Origin of the sequence: Dysgonomonas gadei ATCC BAA-286 (assembly GCF_000213555.1) — a bacterium.
GTDB classification, from domain to species: domain Bacteria; phylum Bacteroidota; class Bacteroidia; order Bacteroidales; family Dysgonomonadaceae; genus Dysgonomonas; species Dysgonomonas gadei.
The window spans coordinates 1-20,947 of sequence record NZ_GL891997.1 but is presented as its reverse complement, the minus strand read 5'-3'; the positions used below and the strand labels follow the sequence as shown (position 1 = coordinate 20,947).

General features: G+C 40.1%; 17 protein-coding genes and 1 pseudogene. 9 read left to right on the top strand and 9 right to left on the bottom strand.

The features are described from left to right. Positions 1 to 401: 401 nt before the first annotated feature. The 3 genes from HMPREF9455_RS20495 to HMPREF9455_RS20485 all read right to left on the bottom strand — a co-directional run bounded on the left by HMPREF9455_RS20495 (position 402) and on the right by HMPREF9455_RS20485 (position 6,114). A complete protein-coding gene (locus HMPREF9455_RS20495) occupies positions 402 to 1,655 on the bottom strand; it encodes a DUF2264 domain-containing protein (protein WP_006801682.1) in 1,254 nt (417 codons plus the stop codon). 11 nt (positions 1,656 to 1,666) lie between these two features. Further along, a complete protein-coding gene (locus HMPREF9455_RS20490; RefSeq protein ID WP_006801681.1) occupies positions 1,667 to 2,821 on the bottom strand; it encodes a glycoside hydrolase family 88/105 protein in 1,155 nt (384 codons plus the stop codon). Between the two features lie 188 nt (positions 2,822 to 3,009). Next, entirely contained in the window at positions 3,010 to 6,114 is a 3,105-nt protein-coding gene (locus HMPREF9455_RS20485; RefSeq protein WP_006801680.1) for a glycoside hydrolase family 2 TIM barrel-domain containing protein, read from the bottom strand. A 505-nt stretch (positions 6,115 to 6,619) separates the two neighbouring features. Here HMPREF9455_RS20485 and HMPREF9455_RS20480 point away from each other — a divergent pair. Genes HMPREF9455_RS20480 through HMPREF9455_RS20470 form a run of 3 tightly spaced genes read left to right on the top strand, consistent with a single transcriptional unit; the run spans position 6,620 to position 9,563 of the window. After that, complete coding sequence (locus HMPREF9455_RS20480; protein ID WP_006801679.1) at positions 6,620 to 7,840, top strand: site-specific integrase; 1,221 nt, start codon at positions 6,620 to 6,622, stop codon at positions 7,838 to 7,840. 21 nt (positions 7,841 to 7,861) lie between these two features. After that, complete coding sequence (locus HMPREF9455_RS20475) at positions 7,862 to 9,205, top strand: site-specific integrase (protein WP_006801678.1); 1,344 nt, start codon at positions 7,862 to 7,864, stop codon at positions 9,203 to 9,205. A 1-nt stretch (position 9,206) separates the two neighbouring features. Continuing rightward, positions 9,207 to 9,563: a virulence RhuM family protein gene (locus HMPREF9455_RS20470; RefSeq protein ID WP_044216963.1), complete on the top strand. Its 357-nt coding sequence runs from the start codon at positions 9,207 to 9,209 to the stop codon at positions 9,561 to 9,563. Between the two features lie 50 nt (positions 9,564 to 9,613). On the opposite strand, the gene HMPREF9455_RS20465 is transcribed toward HMPREF9455_RS20470, so the two are convergent. Further along, complete coding sequence (locus HMPREF9455_RS20465) at positions 9,614 to 9,922, bottom strand: helix-turn-helix domain-containing protein (protein ID WP_006801676.1); 309 nt, start codon at positions 9,920 to 9,922, stop codon at positions 9,614 to 9,616. Between the two features lie 3 nt (positions 9,923 to 9,925). Next, on the bottom strand, positions 9,926 to 10,216 hold the full coding sequence (locus tag HMPREF9455_RS20460) for a helix-turn-helix domain-containing protein (protein WP_006801675.1): 291 nt from the start codon (positions 10,214 to 10,216) through the stop codon (positions 9,926 to 9,928). Positions 10,217 to 10,686: 470 nt separating this feature from the next. On the opposite strand from HMPREF9455_RS20460, the gene HMPREF9455_RS21220 reads away from it, so the two are divergent. From HMPREF9455_RS21220 to HMPREF9455_RS21560, 6 genes are read left to right on the top strand one after another with little or no spacing between them, the layout of a single operon-like run. Beyond that, complete coding sequence (locus tag HMPREF9455_RS21220; RefSeq protein ID WP_083820989.1) at positions 10,687 to 10,926, top strand: hypothetical protein; 240 nt, start codon at positions 10,687 to 10,689, stop codon at positions 10,924 to 10,926. A gap of 11 nt (positions 10,927 to 10,937) precedes the next feature. Next, complete coding sequence (locus HMPREF9455_RS20455) at positions 10,938 to 11,930, top strand: hypothetical protein (RefSeq protein WP_044216960.1); 993 nt, start codon at positions 10,938 to 10,940, stop codon at positions 11,928 to 11,930. Positions 11,931 to 11,975: 45 nt separating this feature from the next. Beyond that, positions 11,976 to 12,404, top strand: coding sequence for a PcfK-like family protein (locus HMPREF9455_RS20450; protein WP_006801673.1), 429 nt, complete (start codon positions 11,976 to 11,978; stop codon positions 12,402 to 12,404). Positions 12,405 to 12,407: 3 nt separating this feature from the next. Further along, complete coding sequence (locus HMPREF9455_RS20445) at positions 12,408 to 13,700, top strand: PcfJ domain-containing protein (protein ID WP_006801672.1); 1,293 nt, start codon at positions 12,408 to 12,410, stop codon at positions 13,698 to 13,700. Positions 13,701 to 13,728: 28 nt separating this feature from the next. Then, positions 13,729 to 14,208 (top strand): DUF7258 domain-containing protein, encoded by a 480-nt coding sequence (locus tag HMPREF9455_RS20440; protein ID WP_006801671.1) that lies wholly within the window; start codon positions 13,729 to 13,731, stop codon positions 14,206 to 14,208. Between the two features lie 3 nt (positions 14,209 to 14,211). Next, the gene (locus HMPREF9455_RS21560) at positions 14,212 to 14,379 is read left to right on the top strand and encodes a hypothetical protein (RefSeq protein ID WP_006801670.1); all 168 of its coding nucleotides are present in this window, start codon (positions 14,212 to 14,214) and stop codon (positions 14,377 to 14,379) included. A gap of 80 nt (positions 14,380 to 14,459) precedes the next feature. Here the strand turns inward: HMPREF9455_RS21560 and HMPREF9455_RS20435 are convergent, their stop codons facing one another. The 4 genes and pseudogenes from HMPREF9455_RS20435 to HMPREF9455_RS20415 all read right to left on the bottom strand — a co-directional run. Then, on the bottom strand, positions 14,460 to 17,183 hold the full coding sequence (locus tag HMPREF9455_RS20435; protein ID WP_245532216.1) for a TrlF family AAA-like ATPase: 2,724 nt from the start codon (positions 17,181 to 17,183) through the stop codon (positions 14,460 to 14,462). Between the two features lie 28 nt (positions 17,184 to 17,211). After that, positions 17,212 to 17,631, bottom strand: a complete 420-nt coding sequence (locus HMPREF9455_RS21845; protein ID WP_006801668.1) for a hypothetical protein — start codon at positions 17,629 to 17,631, stop codon at positions 17,212 to 17,214. 491 nt (positions 17,632 to 18,122) lie between these two features. After that, the gene (locus tag HMPREF9455_RS20425; protein WP_006801667.1) at positions 18,123 to 20,114 is read right to left on the bottom strand and encodes an ATP-binding protein; all 1,992 of its coding nucleotides are present in this window, start codon (positions 20,112 to 20,114) and stop codon (positions 18,123 to 18,125) included. Positions 20,115 to 20,573: 459 nt separating this feature from the next. Beyond that, positions 20,574 to 20,947: pseudogene (locus tag HMPREF9455_RS20415) on the bottom strand (ATP-binding protein); the annotation flags it as partial.

Here is a 20,947-nt window from a genome sequence, read left to right as displayed (position 1 = left end):
CTTCTACTCTCTCTCTCTCTCTCTCTCTCTCTCTCTCTCTCTCTCTCTCTCTCTCTCTCTCTCTCTCTCTCTCTCTCTCTCTCTAGCAAAACACAGCTAATATCCAAATTTTCAGAAGAAAAAATGGGATAATTTGTTGTTATATTTTTGGTTTTATAATACATAAAATCAGAACTGTGTTTTACATTAAGAGTATTATTAATTTATGGTATTTCCTGAATTCTAAACAGAATATCGTAATTCATCCGGTTTTAATCAGACAGGGCTTTTGTTATGAATTATTTTTCCCATGGTGGTCTAGATAATAGTTAAGTAAGCAATAGCAAAATTGATAATTAATAAAGGTTTCTATAAGGGTAATTTCATTCAAAAAGGATGAAATTTGATTCTTTTCTACATTTTTAATCCCTTATTGCATGGTCTTTAGGGAATGATTGCCCGCTCCATGCTTTCTTTTCAGTCCAGTCCTGAGCTGGGGAAGTCCAGAAAGAATGACTGGCAGGTAAACCCAGGGGAAGGAATACTTCTGTCGTCAGATATAAACTTCCATTATTTGTATACCAATCAGCCAAATCGGGTTGATGTCCCGCAAATCCCAATTGCAAGAAACCTCCCTTATTAAAGTTGCCTTCCATAGAGAACATACGCTTCATAACACATGTTAACGCATTACGCACCTGTCCCTCAGGTAGCTCTTCCGGTAAATATTCTTTCCACGACAATAAAGCCAGTGGTTGAAACGCACCCATACGGTAAGTCATAGAGCGACCGAATGCAGGGAATGTGGCTTCTGGTGAAATAAAACGTTCGAGTATGATACCAAAGCGTTGCATGCGTTTTTTTGCTGTGTCGAGATTCTTTTGCACTACAGCCAGATTCTTGTCACGTAACCTGATCTGACGGTCAACAAGTACTTCCAATACCTGCACATACATAGGCTGAATAACAAAACTGTTATAATAGTCGAATGCAAAGTGTGAGCCATCCGAGTACCAGCCATCTCCCACATACCATTCCTCAATCTTACGAATAGCGCTGTGGATACGATACATATCGCATTGCGCATCTACAGAGAGTAAGAATGACTCTACCATTGCCGAAAACAAAAGCCAGTTTGTATAAGGAGGATCGATACGGCGCAATTGCTGAAATTCTTCAATATATCTTTTCTTCGTCAAATCATCCAAAGGTTCCCATAATTGCTTAGGCGCACGCAGAAAACTGGAAGCGATATATGCGGCATCTACCAATGGCTGCCCCTCGTTGCGCCACAACAGATAATCCGGGCTGGCCGGATCAACCGCCTGTGCATAACTTTTAAGCGCCCATTCGCGTAATTGTTTCCGTTGCTTACCTTCGACAGTATCATCATCCGGCAAGCTAAGCCATGGCGCTAATCCGGACATCAGACGGCCAAAGCATTCCATGTATGAAACACGTTTGTCACGTCCGTCCCATGTAGGGCTTAATTCCAGTTCCATATTCCTGGACAACTCACCCTTGCTCATATTACTAAGGACAGGCGAGGCTATTTTGTAAAGCAGATCAGTCCAGTAAGCACGGTCGTTTGGTATCTCTTCTTTCTGATCCATATTTGCATATGATGGTAAAGAAAGAAGGACTGTAAGTGTCAGTAGTATATATATTTTTTTCATAAGTATAAAATTTATTTTAAATATTTGACCATTTCTGCAGCTGCCAGAAGAAATGCACCCACTCCGAAATCGGCTGTTGTATCAGGTCCTACATTTTTATGCTGGTCGGCTCTTTCGCCTATCGGTTGCACATATCCTATCGAGCCATCAGGCTGCAAAGCTGTTTCTGTCAGATATTTCCAACTCTTATCAATTGCCGGTTTATAAGCATCCTTATCTAATATGTTATTATTCACTCCCCATAGAAAACCATAGGCAAAAAATGCCGTTCCACTGGTTTCATATCCAGGCGCCTGTTCCAGATCGAGCATGCTACGGCTCCAGAAACCTTCTTCCTGTTGACAGGCAGCTATAGCCTTTGCCATATCCTGATAGATCTGTATATATTCGGCCCGGTGTGGATTATCTTGTGGTAAGTCTGCCAGCACTCTTGGGATAGCGGCAAAAACCCATCCGTTACCTCTGGCCCAAAAGTCTTTCAAACCCTTGTTTGTCTTATGCTTCGGATAGATATATTTGGCATCGCGGTAAAACAGACTGCTTTCTTTATCATACATTAAGTCGCGGGCATAGGCGAAATATTCATATAACTTATCCAGATATTGCTTATCTCCTGTAATCTTATATAGCCGTGTCATCACAGGCATTACCATATATAATCCGTCGGCCCACCACCAGTAATCCACATTAGGGGTAGACATCTGGTATTTCATCACTTCTTTTGCACGGGCTATTTTCGTTTCGTCTTTCTCTTCATCGAGATTATATAAGTCTATGTACACCTGAAAACAAGTCTGAAAGTCTCCGAACAGCACATATTCATCTGTTTCTCCATAAGAGTATTTCCATTCCTGTTTATCATCGGATTTAGCACCCTTCCATTCATTTTTCTCCGACCACGCTTTCGAATATGCTTTATATTCTTCTATACCCGTGGTTTCATAGGCAGCCATATTTCCTGTATGGTATGCAGCCCTGTGCCAAAAGGAATTCTCATGCCCGGGATGAGCAGACTGCCAATGATTGTTCACTTTCTTTATTAATTCCACAACTTCCGTTTCAGTCATTGTATTGTCCGAGGTACTCTCATTTATTTTATTGGCATTCCCAATACATGATGCATATATAAAGAAGAATGGTAACAAGAGGTATAATTTTCTTTTCATGGTGTAATTATATACTTAGATTTTTCACACGTTTCATTAGTACAAAAGTGCCTAAGAATATTCTAACTAACAGGATTCAATTAGGTCAAAAAGGGGGGAGATTTGATTCAGAATTAAAATTCACCGATAAAAAAACCTTGCCTGAAAAGAATTTCGGGCAAGGTCTGTAATTTATTATTCTAATCTGTTTATTTTATAACACTGATCGTGTAGCCATATGTGTATTCTTTTCCAAAGAACCTGTATGGCGACAGCGGACTTGCGCCCCATGAATTCAATCCGGCTACTCCACGCTGAAATAGGTCAACACACAATACAGTCTCGTTACGCGGCAGAATATCGGAAGCATGCTGTTGTTTCTTCGTCATGCCCGGGTCGAGGTCTTCCGGCTTATTGTTGGTCGCGCTTACCGATAAAGGTTGTACTCCCGTAACTTTAATCCCGTTACCGTCTTTATTCTTCAATGTCAGCCAACGAACATCAGTCTTATTTCCTGTCTCTTGCGGACGGTAATAAGCAAAAGCCTGTTCTTCAACTTTACCATTCCAGATGCCCATAAATGTATCATGGTTACGGTCTATATAATTTTCCCACGGCCCACGTCCATACCATGTAAAGTCATCCACTTGCTTAGGTAGAGTCATAATCATACCGAAACGTACCATCTCAGGAAGATCATCTGCCAAGGCTTTGTAATTAGCCACAGTGGTGAGGCTTCCATCTTTGTTCACAGTATAGGCCAAATCGACTTTCGCTTCAATTCCTTTCAGCTTGGCCTCATAATTAACCGTAATACCCCCGTTAGCCTCTTGCGAGCCTTTGAATGTATATATAATATTATGTCCGGCAGCATCCCACAAACGCAGGTTATACTGAACCCATTCTCCGAAGTCGTTATCCGTAGGAGCACGCCAGAAGTTCAAACGAGGAAGTTCGTTGAATACTTTCTTTCCGTCATTAGTCATAGAAAGCAAGCTGCGGCCATCCTTCGATGAGAATTCATAAGCCAGAGTTCCCGATGTTACGATGATCTTGTCGTCTTTTTTATCTATAGTCAAAGAACCCGATGCGTCAGACGATTGTTCAAAATAATTATTGGAAACAAAAGCAAATTCACCTTTAGCTACTTCAAATCCGGCCTTGATAAAAGGTGTATCTTCCTTGCTGTATGCAAATACCTGAAGATAATATTCAGTTCCGGCTTCTGCTGTTATCGCAGGGATGTTCAGTTTGATATCTTTCCGCGAGTCGGCAGGTACAGTAATATCGAATGTACCTTCACCTGCATTTTCTCCGTTTTTCAGCAATACCCATTTATAAGTATAATTCTTATTGGTAAGGTCGGTAAACTTGAAGTCGTTGATTACAGTGATTATACCATTATTCAGATCTTTAGCCTCGAATAAGATATTCTGATATACTTTCTTCACAATGTGGGTGTGTGGAATATAGTTCTGGTCAGGGCTGATAAGACCGTCGGCAACAAAGTTCCCGTCATTCATCTTATTATATCCTTTCAGGTCGCCACCGTATGCCCAGTAGAAACGATCCTGTTCGTCCTTAGCCGGGTATCCGTGATTGTACCATTCCCAGATAAAGCCGCCCTGCATATTTTTGCTCGAGCGCATCAAATCCCAGTATTCCTGGAAATTACCCATACTATTACCCATTGCATGCGCATACTCGCACATGATATAAGGACGTCCCAAATCTTTGGCTGCATCACGTTTCATATTTTCCCATGAAGGATACATGTGACAGATAATATCGGTGTTGCGGTCTTTCTGATATGCTTGCTCATATTGTACCGGACGGCTGTTATCCCGGGCTTTTGCCCAATCGTACATATCGAAGAACGCTTTGCCGTTGCTGGCCTCATTACCCAGCGACCAGAAAATAACCGAAGCATGATTCTTGTCACGTTCCACTGCACGGATGATACGATCCATATGTGTGGCATGCCATTCGGGGAAGTTCGATACATTATCCGGGCCATAACCCAGGCCATGTGATTCAAGGTTTGCTTCGTCTACCAGATAAATGCCGTACTCGTCACAAAGCTTGTACCAAAGCGGTTGTTGCGGATAATGGGACGTACGCACAGCATTTATATTCAGTTCTTTCATCAGTTGCAGGTTACGCATCATTTCTTTGCGGGTAACTACCTGTCCCGTATTTGTATTGAACTCATGCAGGTTCACTCCTTTAAAGAATACTTTTTTACCATTGACAAACAGTTGTCCGTCTTTTATTTCAATCTTACGGAACCCTATTTTGTGCGAAGTCGCTTCCACCACATTACCTTTACTATCCTTTAATGTAATCAGCATAGTATACAGGTTCGGTGTTTCGGCTGTCCATTTCAACGGATTTGATACATTTCCTGAAAATGACAGGTCACTGGTACTCTCTGCCGGAATAGTAGTTTTCTGAGACTTGCCGAATACTTTCTTTCCGGTATTATCGATTATCGCTACATCTACAGTTTGGGCCTGCGCTGCATTCGTATAATTCTTCAGTTTTATATCCACACTGAATACTCCGTTCTTGTAATTCTTATCCAGATCGGGATGAGCAAAGAAATCCCATATACGAGTCTGCGCCGTACTATATAAATATACGCTCCTGTTTATTCCTCCCAGACGCCACATATCCTGATCTTCGAGATATGAACCATCGCTGAATTTATGCACTTCGCAAGCCAGTATATTTTTTCCCTTGCGTATATATTTCGTAATATCGAATTCAGCCGGGCTTTTGGCATTTTCGGTATAACCTACTTTTTGCCCGTTTACCCATACATACATCGAATTCGTACCTCCATCGAAATGAATGAATACCTTACGCCCGTCCCAATTATCAGGAATATTGAATTCGTGACGGTACGCCCCTGTAGGCGAATCTTCCCTATCGATATACGGTGGATTCTTCTTGAAGCCGAAGCCAGTGTTTACATACATCGGAATACCGTAACCGTTGAATTCCCAATTACCCGGTACAGGCATGTTCACCCACTTGCTTGCATCATAGTTTTCCTTATAAAATCCTTCCGGAACTTCCGCTACCTTAGGTACCCAGTGAAATTTCCACATTCCATCGAGTAACTGATAATAAGGTGAAGCCGCGTAATCATCAGTCAATGCCAATTGATCGGATGGATAAGGCAATGACGTTGCACGGGTTTCTTCCTTATTTACTGCAAAAACTTCCGGATTTTCCCAATCAGGGACGTTATTCTGGGCAAAAAGGCCTGAGCACAGAAACACTGAAAGTAAAAAGAGTGTTTTTTTCATGTTTTAGCTTTTGATTGTTATATATAAGAGATTATCTTGCAATGCCACAAATATAGAGAAAGCCGGGGGTAGAGTCAAAGTTTACTTTGAGTATGCCGAGGCGCATCTTATATTCTACAAATATAATGAGAATCTCGCAAAGATAGGCAAAATTCGGAAGAATACAGTAAGTGTTTGATAGGAAGGTTCATTCAGCGTTGTTTCTCTATATTCTTCTGATAAGCTAAATGGAAGAATATAGAGTAATTAAGTGAAAGATTTGCTACCTAAATACTGCCTTTTTGATTGGTCGGATTAGGGAACAGAAACAGCCTGAATAAAGATAATCATCTCAAAGAGCGCTTGTTTTTCTTAAAACGTCTTTCAAAAATAACCCTTTTTTTACACTAACGGTGAAAATACGGGTTTTGAATACAAAATTGGAGTTTGTTTCCTGTTGGCTCCATATTTTATATCACTTAAAATAACTCTGTTACAAGTAATTTTACACTTAAATAACAGAGTTATGACAAAGGAAGTAAAGGTGTCATTCTACCTCAAAAGAAATGAAACAAAAAAGGACGGCAAAAGCCCTGTAATGGCAAGGCTTTCGATTGGAAAATTCTCCGAAACCATCTTTAGTGCAAAAATGGCTGTTCCGGCAGACTTATGGGCATCCGGTCGCGCCACAGGGAAAAGCCATACGGCAAACGAGATTAACCGACAGCTGGACGAAATCAGGGCATCTGCCCTGTCGCATTACCGTGAGTTGTCAGCGGTAAGGGAGAATGTAACAGCCGAAGATGTAAAGAATCTCTTGCTGGGCATGGCATCCGGGCAGGAAACACTATTATCCTATTTCCGCACCCATAACGAAAATTTCGACAAGCGTATCGGTGTAAACCGCAAAGAAGGCTCGGAAAAAGGATACTGGCTTGCACTTAATCACCTCACGAAGTTCCTGAAAGAAAAGTATAAACTTTCAGATATTCCTTTCTCAGCGCTGGACAGGTCGTTTATTGATAAATTCGACCTTTATCTAAAGATTGACCGCCGGCTTGCACCGGGTACGATTGTATTATATACCACCCGATTGGGTACTATTATCGGGGATGCCATAACCGAGGGAATCATAACCAAAAATCCTTTTGTCGGTTATGAGCCGGAACGCCCTGAGCGGTATCAAAAGTATCTTACCCGAAAGGAACTGAATAAGTTAATGACAACTCCGCTTAATACCTCAAAGCAATACCTTATCCGCGATTTATTCCTCTTTTCCTGTTATACCGGCATCCCGTACTGCGATATGTGCAAATTAACGAATGAAGATGTTTCTGTTGCCGAAGATGATGTAGTCTGGATAAAAACATTCCGTGAGAAAACTGGAATAGACTACGAGATACCCATGCTTGAACTCCCTTTGCAAATTCTTGAACGCTATCGGGGAACGGTATCTGATGAACGGCTCTTGCCGATGTATCCAAACGGAGAGTTGAACAGGGAATTAAAAAAGATCGCCCGCATTTGTGGTATCACCCGGCGACTGACCTGGCATTGCGGCCGCCATACCTATGCGACCGAAATTACGCTCTCACAGGGTGTTCCCATCGAAACGGTAAGCCGGATGCTCGGACACAGCCAGATTGCGACGACACAAATTTATGCGAAAATCACCAACGATAAGATTGATGAGGATATGAAAGCGTTGGAAAAACGTATCGCAGGGAAATTCAAATTTGCTATTTAATCACGTTAATACATTTCAGTTATGGAAACAAAAAATAAAGACGACAAGAAAGAAAAACGACGCAGCACATTTGCTATTCTGTTTTATATCAACCGCACTAAAATCCGCAAAGACGGTATGTGCCAGCTATTGTGCAATATCAGTATTGATGCCGAATCCCAGCAGGTGGGAACGAAAGTTTCTGTTGATCCGTCCCTTTGGGATTCATCGACAGGACGTGCCGCAGGACGTAGCCGGAACGCCTTTCAGGTAAACCAGGCGATTGACCTGCTTACAGTACGCATCAAGAAGCATCATAAGGAAATAAAGGAAAGTCTGGGTTTTGTTACGGCTGAACTCGTAAAGAATGCCCTGAAAGGCATCGCACAAAAGCCTCTTACGTTGATGCAACTTTTTAAGGAACACAATGACGAGTTTGAAAAACGGGTTGGTATAGACCGCAAAAAAGAGGCGCACGCTCAGTATGGGGTAACTTACAATCATCTTCTGGCGTTTATCCGTAAAAAGTATGATACCGATGACGTAACGCTCCGCAGTCTTGACCTTCGTTTCTACGAAGATTTCGACCTCTTTTTAAGGACAGACAAAGGGTTACAGCAAAAAACGGTACATCAACATCTGTATAATTTCAAGAAAATAACCAAACGGGCATTCAATCAGGGAACGCTCCGGCGCGACCCTTATATGAAACTGTTCCCAGAATTGCCGCCGCTAAAGAGCCGCCATTTGAAACTGGAAGATTTGGAGAAGTTGATGCAGTGCCAGCTCGACAAACCTAATTTGTGTCGTGCCCGTGACCTGTTCGTTTTTTCTACTTTCACCGGATTGTGTCATGCCGACCTAACAAAGCTATCCGACGAACATATAGAACAGACCGAAGACGGTAGCCTATGGATTCATATGAAAAGACAGAAAACCGGGACGGAATTTAATGTGCGACTGTTGGAAATACCCCTGAAAATTATGGAGAAATACCGCCCGGAGAAAAAAGATAAACATATATTTCAGGTTTACGGACGTGGTTATATGGGAAAACTTCTCCGTGAGATTGCGAAGAAATGCGCTATCGGGCATATCTCGTTCCATACAGCCCGCCATAATTTCGGGACGCATATTACACTCTCACAGGGTGTCCCTATTGAAACCGTAAGCCGGATGATGGGACATAAAAATATCGCTACCACGCAGATATATGCCAAAGTAACCGACAAGAAAGTAGATGAAGATATGAAACGGCTCAGAACACGTGTGGCATCCAAATCGAATAAAGTTACTTTGTATGAAGATGAATCGCTCCGTTCGGCTATCCGTTATCCCCAAAAAAGGAATAAAAACAAGAATGTTCAACAATCAAACAACCAATAAAATGAATACAATATCAATCAAAATAGAAAAGGGACAGGTAACTATCCGCCCGGCAGCAGGTGGTGTTTGGCTTACCCAGCACGAAATCGCCGATACTTTCGGTGTGTTCATATCAGCTATAAACAGTAATATCCGCTCCATATTGAAAAAAGAAATATTACAGGAAGATAAGGTTTGCCGTCATAAGGATAACGGCAACGGTAAAATATTGACATTCTATAATCTGGAAATGATAACAGCGTTGGCTTTCCAGCTAAAATCCCGGCAAGCACAATATTTTCGTGAATGGATTACCTCACAGGCATTAAGTCCTATAATACTCTGGAAAATTCCAGGCATGAATGCCATGCTGAATTGATAACGATATGCTGGAAACAAGAAACGACCCTATTTTGGGTCGTCTCTTGTTTAAATCAATTTCTGTTGGTTGATGCTCTGTTTTCTCGCATCTTCCAAAAATTGCTGAATCTCCGATTCTTTATAAAGGATTTTACCACAGATCAGATAATAAGGAATAGTCCCGGCGGAACGGTATTCCTGCAATGTCCTGCGGCTTACTCTCAATCTCTCGGAAAGCTCCGGGTCGGTAATGAACCGTTGCCCGTAAAAAGAACGGCGTGAAGGTACTTCCAGTTTATCAATCAGGCTATTTGCCTTTTCTAACCGACGGAAAAGGTTGGCCACACGCGGATCGCTTTTTTCAATCAAATTGTTCATAGCCTACATTTTTTTTGATTGATGAGCCGAAGATTGCAATAGTTTCTGCACATCTTCCTGCTTATAACGTATCTTATGCTCTATGCGGCTATAAGGTAATAAACCCTTTTCCCGATAGCTTTGCAAGGTACGTTTGGTTATATCCAATATCTCGCAAACGTCCTGATTGTCCAGCCATTTTTTCAGACCTAAATCTTCTTGACGGCGGTATAATCTTTCCGCCTTTTCCTCAATATCTTCTACACGCTTTGCTAACGTGTCGAAGACCTTTACACTTATGCTGATTATCTCCATATTATTACGTCTTGTATTCCCGGAAAGACAAAAATAGATATTCCCATTTATCCATGTACCGCTCTATTTTTCTATGGCATAGAGTGGCTACCAACTAAAACAGACTGGCAGCCAGAGCAGGTCAATCGCCAATAAATTCGGCGATTGTAGTGATTGTTTTCCATAATAACCAACCACTCGTATAGTTTTTCTACCGTTCTCCCGATATAACGTCTTCCTCATTTTATGTATGCCTGGCAAGAGTCGGTCTAATTATGATAGTTCTGTTGCAGAAGCAAAGGTATTTCCGGCGTTCACGCCCCCACAAGATCGAGCCGCAAGCGGTTTTGCAAAAAATCTTCCGACATCTTTCAGACGTTGCGTATTTCCCGCAAAAATCTTGATGTGTGCTAACGCCTACCTTTTTAAGGCTTCTGAAACAGAACTCATCATACCGGCTCCGTCACGGCATAAAAAAAAAGTCAGACGTTATGGGAACAATAGAAAAAATACAAAGGAAACAGGAATCTATCAACCTTCCATCCAGCATAAAATTGGTGGTAAAGATAGTAGCGACCGCAGTAGGTTTCTATGTGTGGGGTATGGACTTTATTTGGGTGGTTTTGGGCGTGGTTTTCTGTTGGAATATCCTAAAGGGTATCGCATCCTGCCTATTCTCTCTTATCGCTCTGATAGGCTTTTTCTGGTTTTTATTCACTCACATTTTTTAATTCCGACAGTTATGAGCAAAGTATTTTTATTAGGAGCAAACAAGGAGATAGACAGAGCCAAACAAGTGGTAAAGGTCAATCAGATTATCCAAATGGAGGGTTACAGCTATGACAGGTATGTAGTCTATGAAATCCGTACAAACGATTGGGGCATTGCATACAAGTTGATTAACCTGCGGACAAAGGAGTTTTATACTGCCGACATCATCCGACCATTGAATGAAAAATTCGGTATCGGTTATTACTATGACAGCGAGAACCCTCAATTCATGGACGCTTTTGAGGTCGCAATACTTCTTCAGCAGGCACACGGACAGAAGAAAGCCGAAGACGAGAAAGCCGAACAGGAAAAAATCAGAGTAGAACAGGTTAAGGAAATCGGGCGCAAACGCTTTGCCGAGATACTCCCCGAAGATGCACAAGCGGTAATCGTGGCACGTTTAAGGCAAAATGAGAGCGACAGCCAAACCGACTACTACGGATACAGTACACAGCGGACGGTTATTATCGGCTTTTCAAAACACAAAAGGGACATCTTTTCCGAAATGCGCAAACACGCATCCAACTTTGAGGAAACAGCCTATTTAGCCGAGCCTAACGAGGACTACGAACACAGGGAAAAATACAGCATGGGCGACGGCTACTATTTGGGAGAAAGCAAGTACAGCGGTTGGATAATCGAAAAAGAGCCTGTATATGACCGCAACCGCACTATAGAGAACTTTGCCTACATCGCAGGAAGCGAAGACAATATACACCTCAAAAAGACCGACACAACGCCACCGAATAGCGAAAACGGAACAGGCAAGAACGCTTGCACATTGGTCGAGTATTCAGCCAAAGCGGTAGCCGTTTTCGGAGATACGAAAGCAATCAAAGACGAACTCAAAGCAATGGGCGGACGGTTCAACAGCCACCTGACATTCAACGGAAAGAGGTTAGCAGGTTGGATATTCTCCAAATCACAGGAACGGCAGTTAGCTTATTATTTCGGATTGGACTAAGTATTCACACGGGGCGGAGCAGTCCGCCCCACAAAACCCAAGAAAATGAAAGCAGAAAATAAAGCAACCGATTATTTCAAGATAACAATACAGAGTTATTTGGAACAGAGAGCGCAAACCGATGAACTGTTTGCCCCCATCTATGCCAAGCCAAACAAGAACATTGACGATTGTATAACCTACATACTCAATTACGTGCAACAAAGCGGAATATGTGGATTTGCGGATGATGAAATCTACTCCCTTGCCCTGCATTATTACGATGAGGATAGTATCGAGGTCGGCAAGCCAATCAACTGTAATGTAGTGGTAAACCATACCATTATTCTGACCGATGAAGAAAAGGCACAAGCACGGCAAAAAGCCATTCAGAAAGTACAGGACGAAGCCTATGCCAAGATGAAACAAGGCAATGCCAAGCCGAAAGCCAAGCAACCTGAAGTCAATACTATACCCAACCTATTCAATTTCTAAGCCATGAAACCGCAAAATAAATTCCAAGCACAGGTAGTAGAAGCAAGTAAGACCCTGCCGAAACTTACGAAAGAGCAAACCCAATGGGGTTATGAGAATGCTATTGACCATATCGGACACCGCACCGAAAAAGGGGTGATGACCTGTACAAAATGCGGTCATTCATGGCAGGGTGCAGGGTATTTGGTGGAAACCCTTACCGATTGTCATTGTCCGAATTGTAATACCAAGCTAACGGTAGAAACCACCAAGAAACGAACATTCAACACTCGTTACTATATGACAGTCGTAACCGCCCATAAAGGGTATCAGGTATTGCGCTCTGTAATGCTGTTCTGTTCGGTTAAAGTTGGAGAAACGCCCAAATACGATTATTCAGAAGTTATGCAACGGTGGATTGCTCCAAACGGGAAACATTGTACGTTCGCAAAACTCCGTCAGACAATGGGTACTTGCTATTATGATGCGTGGATATTCCACACCGATTTAGAACTGCGTAGCGAGAACAGCAATAACAAGTTTTATATCAATGTATATGACAAAATCTTTACGGGAGTAATTTACCCCCGAATGAGACTCATTCCCGAACTTAAAAGGACAGGCTACAAAAAGGCTTTTTACGGGCAAAAACCCTTAGACCTGTTCCGTACCCTACTTGCCGACAGTCGTGCCGAGACACTGATGAAAACAGGCTATACAAAGCTACTAAAGCGTATCATAGATAGCGGTTGGAAAAACATCGACAAGTATTGGCAGTCCGTCCGCATCTGCATCCGAAACGGCTATAAAATCAAAGATGCAACGCTTTGGTGCGACTATATAGACTTTCTCCGCTTCTTCGGCAAAGACCTCTACAATGCCAAATATGTATGCCCGACAGACCTCAAAGCCGAACATGACCGCTATATGCAGAAGAAAGCTAAAGCCGATGCACAGGCAGAGTTGGAAAAGCAACTTGAAAAAGAAGCGGAATTTAAGGCGATTAAAGCCAAGTTTTTCGGACTTATATTTTCCGATGGTAAAATTAATGTCCGTGTACTTGAAAGCGTACAAGAGATAATAGCAGAGGGACAAGCAATGCACCATTGCGTAGGTAGTTATTCGACTAAGGAAGATTCCCTTATTCTTTCGGCAACCATTGACGGCGAACGCATTGAAACCATTGAATTATCCATATCACAATTACGGGTTATCCAATGCAGGGGGTTACAGAACAAGCAAACCCAGTACCACAGTCAGATTATCAACCTTGTAAACAGGAATATATTACTCATAGAACAACGATTGGCAGCATAACAGAATATTAATCACAAAAAATAATGATATGAAAACAAAAGACGTTACAGAGGAATTAATCGGTAAGCGGTGCAAAAGCATCTTTACGGGATTGATGGTTATGGGAGTAATCGAGGAAATAAAGATAGGCGAACATACAGCCGAAGTGAAAGTACGTTATGACCAACCACACCAATGGGGTAATGTATCCTACGAAAGCGATTGGAGTTTCGGACGGTTGTCCGATGAGTTCGGATCACTCCGACACCTTGAAATTATCGACGACACATACCAGACTATTCGGGTGCAGTTTCAAAAAAGCATATCCGAGATTGACCGAATGTTTACAGTCGACTACAAAACGTGGGGCGTTGTTAATCTGAAAGAGTGGATAGATAGCTATGAAAGTAGCCGTTTTACGCAAATTGCCTATGATATGGCGGTTATTACCTCCGAATATAATACGGAGCATATCGAAGAATGGCTACGCCAAAACACTCCGATTTTATCCATAGAAAATACCATTTGAACTATGTATAAACTATTTGTCGGCTTTCGGAAACTGGGCGAATTTCCGACCATTGCAGAAGCCAAGCAATACGCCCATGATATGAAAGAAGCAGGGGTTTTCACCCTGCTGGGTAACGGATATTACAGGGATAGTTGGTATATTTCCGAATCAGACATAAATCTGAAATGACACAAGCGGGCGGTTTTTCCGCCCGTTACTTTTTCCATGAGCCAGAGAGTGAGCGGGAGAAAAAGTAACAAAAAGCCACATTAAATGCCATAAATGGTTTGTCTTTGTTTAAACGCATTTTTGCCACCTTCTAAAATATCACAACACATTTCCCTTGTTTCTTTTCTATCAATTGACCCCGCACTCATCACGTGGGACTTTATGCTTGTGCTTTTTAATGGGATTATTAGTTCGGCATCTCCTAATACAGCAATGTTTGGATTATGAGTAACAATTATCACTTGCCTGGCTTCTTTAATTTTTCGCAAATTCATTACGATTGTTTTGAAAATGAACTCGCTATCTAAGTTATCTTCAGGCTGGTCGATAATTAGAGGTTTATCACTTTTTGATAACAGCAAAATACCCAGCAATATAGACTGCTGTTGTCCCAATGATAATTGTGAGATTGATTTTGTTTGCCTTTGTTGAGTCCCATGTTCATCTGCATACATTTTAGTCACAGTTATACTCGGTCTATCTTCAAACTCAAGAGCTTCAAATTCTTCATAGACATAATCTTTCATCACTTTTTCAATTATGCTGCATATTTCCAGATCGGAAAGAAGTCGATTGCCATTGGTATCAGTAATTAATTTTAATCTTGCTTCATCATTTCTTTTGCATATACCAACAAACTCTAAAGGGGATAAGTTGAGCGAAATGATGAATGCTCTGGGAACCTGAGAGGTTCTCCAGTCCATAACATTTTTTAGTAGTTTTTCAAATTCATCTGAATATTTCCCCTCTGAATATTTAACGGTGATAAACAGACCGTCAATCGTATTTTTAAGATTATCATTTATTGTATTTGCGAACTCTCGTCTATGATAATATATTTTATTTTTAACATCGGTTCTTTCTGTTATTAGTGATTTGCGAGCAGCCTCCAATTCTTTCAATAACTTCTGGCTATTTTCTAATTTCTGAACCCTTGTTGTTAAGTCTATGATGTCTTTTGAAATTTGATTTATCTTGCCTAAGTCAAATGGAATCCCTTGTGCTTCAAGAGCAGATTTCTTCTTGTCAATTTCGTCCTGTATTGTTTTTTCTTCCTTTTGCCAATTAGCAAGTTCAATTTTCAGTTCTTCTATTTTCTGATTTAGAGAAATATTCAATTCTCCTGACTTTTCTGAGACTATCTTCGAGAAATCCGAAACAATTTCTTTTACCTTTTTGAAGTAATTCTTCCCTACAACGATTTCGTCGTCAGATAATTTTTCAAAATTTTTAAATGTAGTGTCATCTTTGAATATCTCTCGATACGTTTTAATAAGGGCGTTCAAGTCATCAACTAAACCTTTTCGTAATTGCCTTTCTCGTATTAATGCTGTTTGGTATTTTACCAGTTCCCCAGCTTTCTCTTTTTCAAGATTTGCTAATTTTTTTTGTTCGTTTAATAATGCCTTTTTTGTGTCAGGAAGACTTAGTAATTCAAGTCTCAATTTTCTTGCTTCACTTTGATTTTCACGTAAATTTACGACGATTTCATCATCTTGGCTCTTTAGTGAGTCTAAATCCAAGAATGAATCTAAAAAATTAACCAAAATAATAGGATTAGCATCACTATGTTGTAATGTTTCGGCGGTATCACCTTGTCCATAACTTTCAACATCAATTTTTGAAATGCCATTAATCGGATCTGTTACATTTAGATTCTCCGCAGACTTTTCTCGTTTGAACTCTAACACCTGTCCCGCTTCATCTTCATACGTCAAAGAAATATCTTGCGGCCACACGTCAGAGTCTACTACTCTTGCATTTGATTTGTTTCCAGAACATTCTCTAATAGCCTCTAATAGTGTAGATTTTCCAGCACCTCTACCTCCAATAATACAGGTTAAGTTCGAACTTAGGTCTATTCTCACTTTGTCCAATAACCCACCTTCTATACTAATAGATTTGATAACAGGTCTTTGTTCTGGGATAAAATCTTCAAGCCTAATTCTTGACTCATTACTAATAAGTGCAATTTTGAAAGAATGAAAGTTTAGTTCATCTATTTTTATTCTTGTCAATTTCTTTCCTCCCTCGGCGTTAATACCAAGTCTATTAAGGTCATGTGCGTCAGATGATAGTAATTTGGCAAGATTATATGATTCGTTATAATCGCAGGCTTCCCTATGTAATCCAATAAGTCTTTTCCTTGAATCATCATCCGAATCAGTATATAGGTCAATATTCTCTTTTGTACATATTTCTAATCCCAATAAATTCTTATGTTTGAAAATTTCCTCCATCGGAGGGCCAAATCGTCCAATTGTTTTTTCAAAACCTGATTCGAGTTCTATATGGGCAAGAACACCTATACCATTATGCTGTTGAGCAAAATCAAGACACTGCACAATGCCATTTTGGCAAGTTTTCTTATCTTGATTTATCGTTAGTTTTCCATGAAAGTTTCTTAAATCATTGAATGTGGGAAAATAAAGCAATAAGTGCCCTTGTGTTGTGCTAACTTCTATTCCAGGAATAACAAATATGTTTTTCCCCTCTGCATAAGTTATTGCAGTATTCGAGTTAAATATCTCATTATGATCAGTTATACTTATTATCCCTAATCCTTTTTCTATTGCTGTATCCACAATTGCTTGTGGGGTCATATTTGTATCGGTCACATCATAAGACCCAAATTCACCATAAGAGTGAATATGTAAATCTGCTCGTAAAAATTTAGCTCCTGTTGACATATTGATATATTTTTCTGCTTGCAAAAATACCCATAAAAAAACACCTGACAAAATTGCTTGACAGATGTTTTTCAATAAGTTATCAGACTATGCTTATTCAGCTCTATTTCTTTCCGGAAGCCAGTGTTTTCTCCAATCCGTCCCAAATATTCCCAGCTATATCCTGTGCTGTGGTCGGTTTTTCTAATTTTATATTTTCATCCCCGCCATATGTGTTTATATGTGTTCTGGTGCTGTCCGTTGTGGAAAAGACATAGAGTTCGCCACATTGCAATAAGACTTCAAAACGAACCTTAAAAGGCGATATGGAAGTAATATGCTCAAAAAGTATAACCGTCGTTTCCGTATCATTCGACAATTCGGATTCAGGTACTCCGGCAGAAGCATAAACGCATGGAAATTCAAAGCGATCATCTTTTACCTCAATGTTATGCAACTTAATGATAGGTTGCAACAAGTTTGCTACTTCCGAGCGGGTTAGCCCGCCACAACTCTTTTTTGAAACTTCTTCGGATGTACTCATGTTCGTAATCTTAAAATCATTAAACGAAAACAGGCGCAAGAATTACAAACACATCGGCTTTAGAGGCACAGCCAAGCGCCCGCCCACTGATAGTTCATAACCTTACGCCCTTTCGATATATGATTTTACACATATACACAATCAGGCAGAAAGAGAAACTATCATATTCGGGTGGACTTCTGTAAATTGGCTGTTTTCTAAAGCCCCTTATATGTTGTTCTTTCCTACACTCCAGACACAGGAGTTATATTGTCATATTGTCCCATGCCATACTACAAAGATACATCTTTTTCCTAAATATATCATATTCCGGTCTTTGTATCTCATCCGGTCTGGGTATTTATAGCCCCCTTAAAATCAAAAGATTTGCTGACAAAAAATACTTATCCAGACGGATTACAGATTATAGAAAGAGCGACAGGCGAAAAATTGCCTGTCGCTCTTTCTGTGATAAGCTAAACGAACGGGATAGAATAAATAAATATTTATTATTACTCGGCAATGAAGTTCAATTGCTGTTGTCCATGTTGCCGATACAAATCCATTCCCGGCATATCATCATATCTATCACTTAATTTTTTCCTAAGACCAAACAGTCTTTTTTCAGCGGTATCCACTAATTGGCTGAAAGTAGTTATACGGATTTTGCCAAGTTCTACGTTATTGTCATTCTTGACGGTCGAAATAGGTTGAACTTTTTCTTGAAAAGATTCTCCGACAACAAATGCTTCAATGTATGGGGTTCCTATTAATTGCCCACAGTTCATAAAATCCTCTACATATCCTTGCGCTTGATTCCTTTCTTCTCTTGATAACTTAAACCCACCTCGTTTGAGCTCAATAACAAGTATTTTATTGACTGTCGCTAAATTAGACTCTTTGTCAAAGGTTTCTATCCCGGTTATTGAAGCGGTAGAATCGTTCAACAGAACAATGTCAGGGCGTTTTTTGTGGTTTCTAAAAACCTCTTTGCTTATTTTCTTTTTAAATACAACTTCAACTGCTGTTTGTAATTGTCTGTTAGATGAATATTCCGCAGATTCATATTCCGGCCCGAATAACCACCTTGCTCCGGTAACTAAAGGATGCAATACATGTAACTCATCAACATCTTTATCTTTGGATAGTTTGCGTATAGCTTCAATTACTGTGATTCTCCTATCTATTTCATCCAATACACTTAAAGCATCTCTTACAGACCATTTTTCAAGCAATGTATTCAACCCAACAATATCATCTTCCGATAGAGTGGAAAGTTTGAGTAACAACTCTTGCCCAGACCTCGTTTTTTCAAGATTGATAATTGTTTCTACAGCTAAAGAAATAGATTCCGGTTTTGCTGTTGGGTGTGCTATTGTCATGCTTTCAATCGCTTCGTTGATTTCATATTTAGCCAAAGGTGTTAATTGAGAAAATTCTGAACGAAAATCGCTTTTAATTTGCTCTTTAGTTTCTTCTATTGTCTCTTTTGCAATCTCAGAAAACATCTTGTTTACATAAGAAATAACTTCTTTGTAAACCTTATCCATCATCTCAACTCTTTTAAACCCAGTCCAATCCTCAAAAATATAATCGGCTAAATCATCCGTTTGGATAACCACAGTATAGCGTTTGGCGAATTTTGTTCTTCCATCAATAACAACTTCATTTCCTAAAATCCAGGAAGGTTCTCCTACAAGTCTATTACTCTGCCAGAACGCAATGCCTTGATAAATTGTTGACCTTGCGGATTTTTGTGAATCTATAAAATGGGCGACCAACGTTATATTATCTATTTTCAGTTCTGTCGTATCTATTAGTCCTGAATGTTGCTCCAGTTGGACGGTTTGCTTGTTTATTGATACTTTGAATTTAGGGTCGTGCAAAAATCTTGCAGAAATAATCTCTAAAATTTTATCTGGTTTGGGTAGATTTTTAGTAACAATTACCTCTAATCTTGTCCCGTAAGTGGTGGATTTATCATACGAGGCCTCTTTAATAACGAAAGGCTGATTCTCATCTTGCGTGGTAATAACAAAAGTTGATTTATTTCCGCCTGAGTTAGTAATTACAGTATATTCTTTATCAAAACAAAGTAACCCATGACGACCAACTCCGTTTCTACCATAGGCCAACCTTTTACCCTCAACATTTGGAGGAAACAGAACATTTTTACCTTGATGCTTTATTCGATTATACCCAAGTTTCATCCATCGTTGTTCAAACTGCTCTTTAGTCAATCCGGTTCCGTTGTCTTCAACCGTCAATTTTTGGTCATAATCTTCAGGGATAAATATATCAACCATTGTTGCTCCTGCATCCCATGCATTGGCAACGAGTTCTGTTAATGCAATCTCAGGGAAATGAACTAAAGCGCCTAAAGTCCTTATCAGATAATCTTCTTCAAACAAGGAACCTTGTAGATATGATTTTGAATTTGCTTGAGACATAATTTTGTTGCTATTTTTGTGATTCAAAGAGTCTTTCAAACTCAGCTTGGTCATTTACCAACTTTCCTTTAGGCTGATTATTAACCCATTTCAATAGATTAGGTTCGGACTTGCCGCTATTTCGGAGATTTAAGTCCCGGCAAATTATTTCGACATTAGCTTGGAAGCCACTAATGTTTTTGTAGTTCTCATAATATGAATAATATGCGATATTGTTCTCCCAATCTTTTAAGGAACGAATGCCTGTTGCAAATCCATTTGTAGCTAATTCGATATTGACACCTGCATTTGGTTCCAAATTATAAATCATAGGAAAGCGTTCTACCACATGTCTTCCAAGAATCAGAGTTTTAGGGATACCACAAAACTCGAAATTTGTTTTTTCTCTCCATGCATTATAGAGAAAATCAACAATAGTTGGAACTTCATCTGTATAATATAATTGAAAAGTAGTCCACTTAGTAATTGAAAAGTATACCACTAAGTGTCTCGGACGAGATTGGTTAAAGATATTTATTCCTCATTAGATTGTAACATTTTTTTAGTTTCTTTAACTCTGTAAGATTGTCCATTCATATTGATAAGATATGCTTTATGCGTGAGTCTGTCTACCATGGCAGCCACGAGAACTTTATCCTTTACTATTTCCCCCCATCTGTCAAAAGCAAGATTTGTTGTAATGATTGTAGACCTCTTACCGGCTCTTAGGGACAGATGGTTAAAGAGCAGTTCTCCTCCTTCCTTATCACAAGAGACATATCCAAACTCGTCACAGATGACCATATCGTATCTCTGGAAGCGCATTTCAAGCTGCCTGAGACTTTTTTGAGACCTGCATTCCCTGATTTGTGTTAAGCAGTCGCGGTACGGAAGTAAAAAGACCGTAT

What these genes read in the sequence shown, in the direction of transcription:
- HMPREF9455_RS20475 (WP_006801678.1), top strand. Translation starts at nt 7,862, where the DNA reads ATGGAAACAAAAAATAAAGACGACAAGAAAGAAAAACGACGCAGCACA.
- HMPREF9455_RS20450 (WP_006801673.1), top strand. Translation starts at nt 11,976, where the DNA reads ATGAAAGCAGAAAATAAAGCAACCGATTATTTCAAGATAACAATACAG.
- HMPREF9455_RS20440 (WP_006801671.1), top strand. Translation starts at nt 13,729, where the DNA reads ATGAAAACAAAAGACGTTACAGAGGAATTAATCGGTAAGCGGTGCAAA.
- HMPREF9455_RS20465 (WP_006801676.1), bottom strand. Translation starts at nt 9,922, where the DNA reads ATGAACAATTTGATTGAAAAAAGCGATCCGCGTGTGGCCAACCTTTTC.
- HMPREF9455_RS20460 (WP_006801675.1), bottom strand. Translation starts at nt 10,216, where the DNA reads ATGGAGATAATCAGCATAAGTGTAAAGGTCTTCGACACGTTAGCAAAG.
- HMPREF9455_RS20470 (WP_044216963.1), top strand. Translation starts at nt 9,207, where the DNA reads ATGAATACAATATCAATCAAAATAGAAAAGGGACAGGTAACTATCCGC.
- HMPREF9455_RS20495 (WP_006801682.1), bottom strand. Translation starts at nt 1,655, where the DNA reads ATGAAAAAAATATATATACTACTGACACTTACAGTCCTTCTTTCTTTA.
- HMPREF9455_RS20490 (WP_006801681.1), bottom strand. Translation starts at nt 2,821, where the DNA reads ATGAAAAGAAAATTATACCTCTTGTTACCATTCTTCTTTATATATGCA.
- HMPREF9455_RS21845 (WP_006801668.1), bottom strand. Translation starts at nt 17,631, where the DNA reads ATGAGTACATCCGAAGAAGTTTCAAAAAAGAGTTGTGGCGGGCTAACC.
- HMPREF9455_RS20445 (WP_006801672.1), top strand. Translation starts at nt 12,408, where the DNA reads ATGAAACCGCAAAATAAATTCCAAGCACAGGTAGTAGAAGCAAGTAAG.
- HMPREF9455_RS20480 (WP_006801679.1), top strand. Translation starts at nt 6,620, where the DNA reads ATGACAAAGGAAGTAAAGGTGTCATTCTACCTCAAAAGAAATGAAACA.
- HMPREF9455_RS21220 (WP_083820989.1), top strand. Translation starts at nt 10,687, where the DNA reads ATGGGAACAATAGAAAAAATACAAAGGAAACAGGAATCTATCAACCTT.
- HMPREF9455_RS20425 (WP_006801667.1), bottom strand. Translation starts at nt 20,114, where the DNA reads ATGACCAAGCTGAGTTTGAAAGACTCTTTGAATCACAAAAATAGCAAC.
- HMPREF9455_RS20485 (WP_006801680.1), bottom strand. Translation starts at nt 6,114, where the DNA reads ATGAAAAAAACACTCTTTTTACTTTCAGTGTTTCTGTGCTCAGGCCTT.
- HMPREF9455_RS20455 (WP_044216960.1), top strand. Translation starts at nt 10,938, where the DNA reads ATGAGCAAAGTATTTTTATTAGGAGCAAACAAGGAGATAGACAGAGCC.
- HMPREF9455_RS21560 (WP_006801670.1), top strand. Translation starts at nt 14,212, where the DNA reads ATGTATAAACTATTTGTCGGCTTTCGGAAACTGGGCGAATTTCCGACC.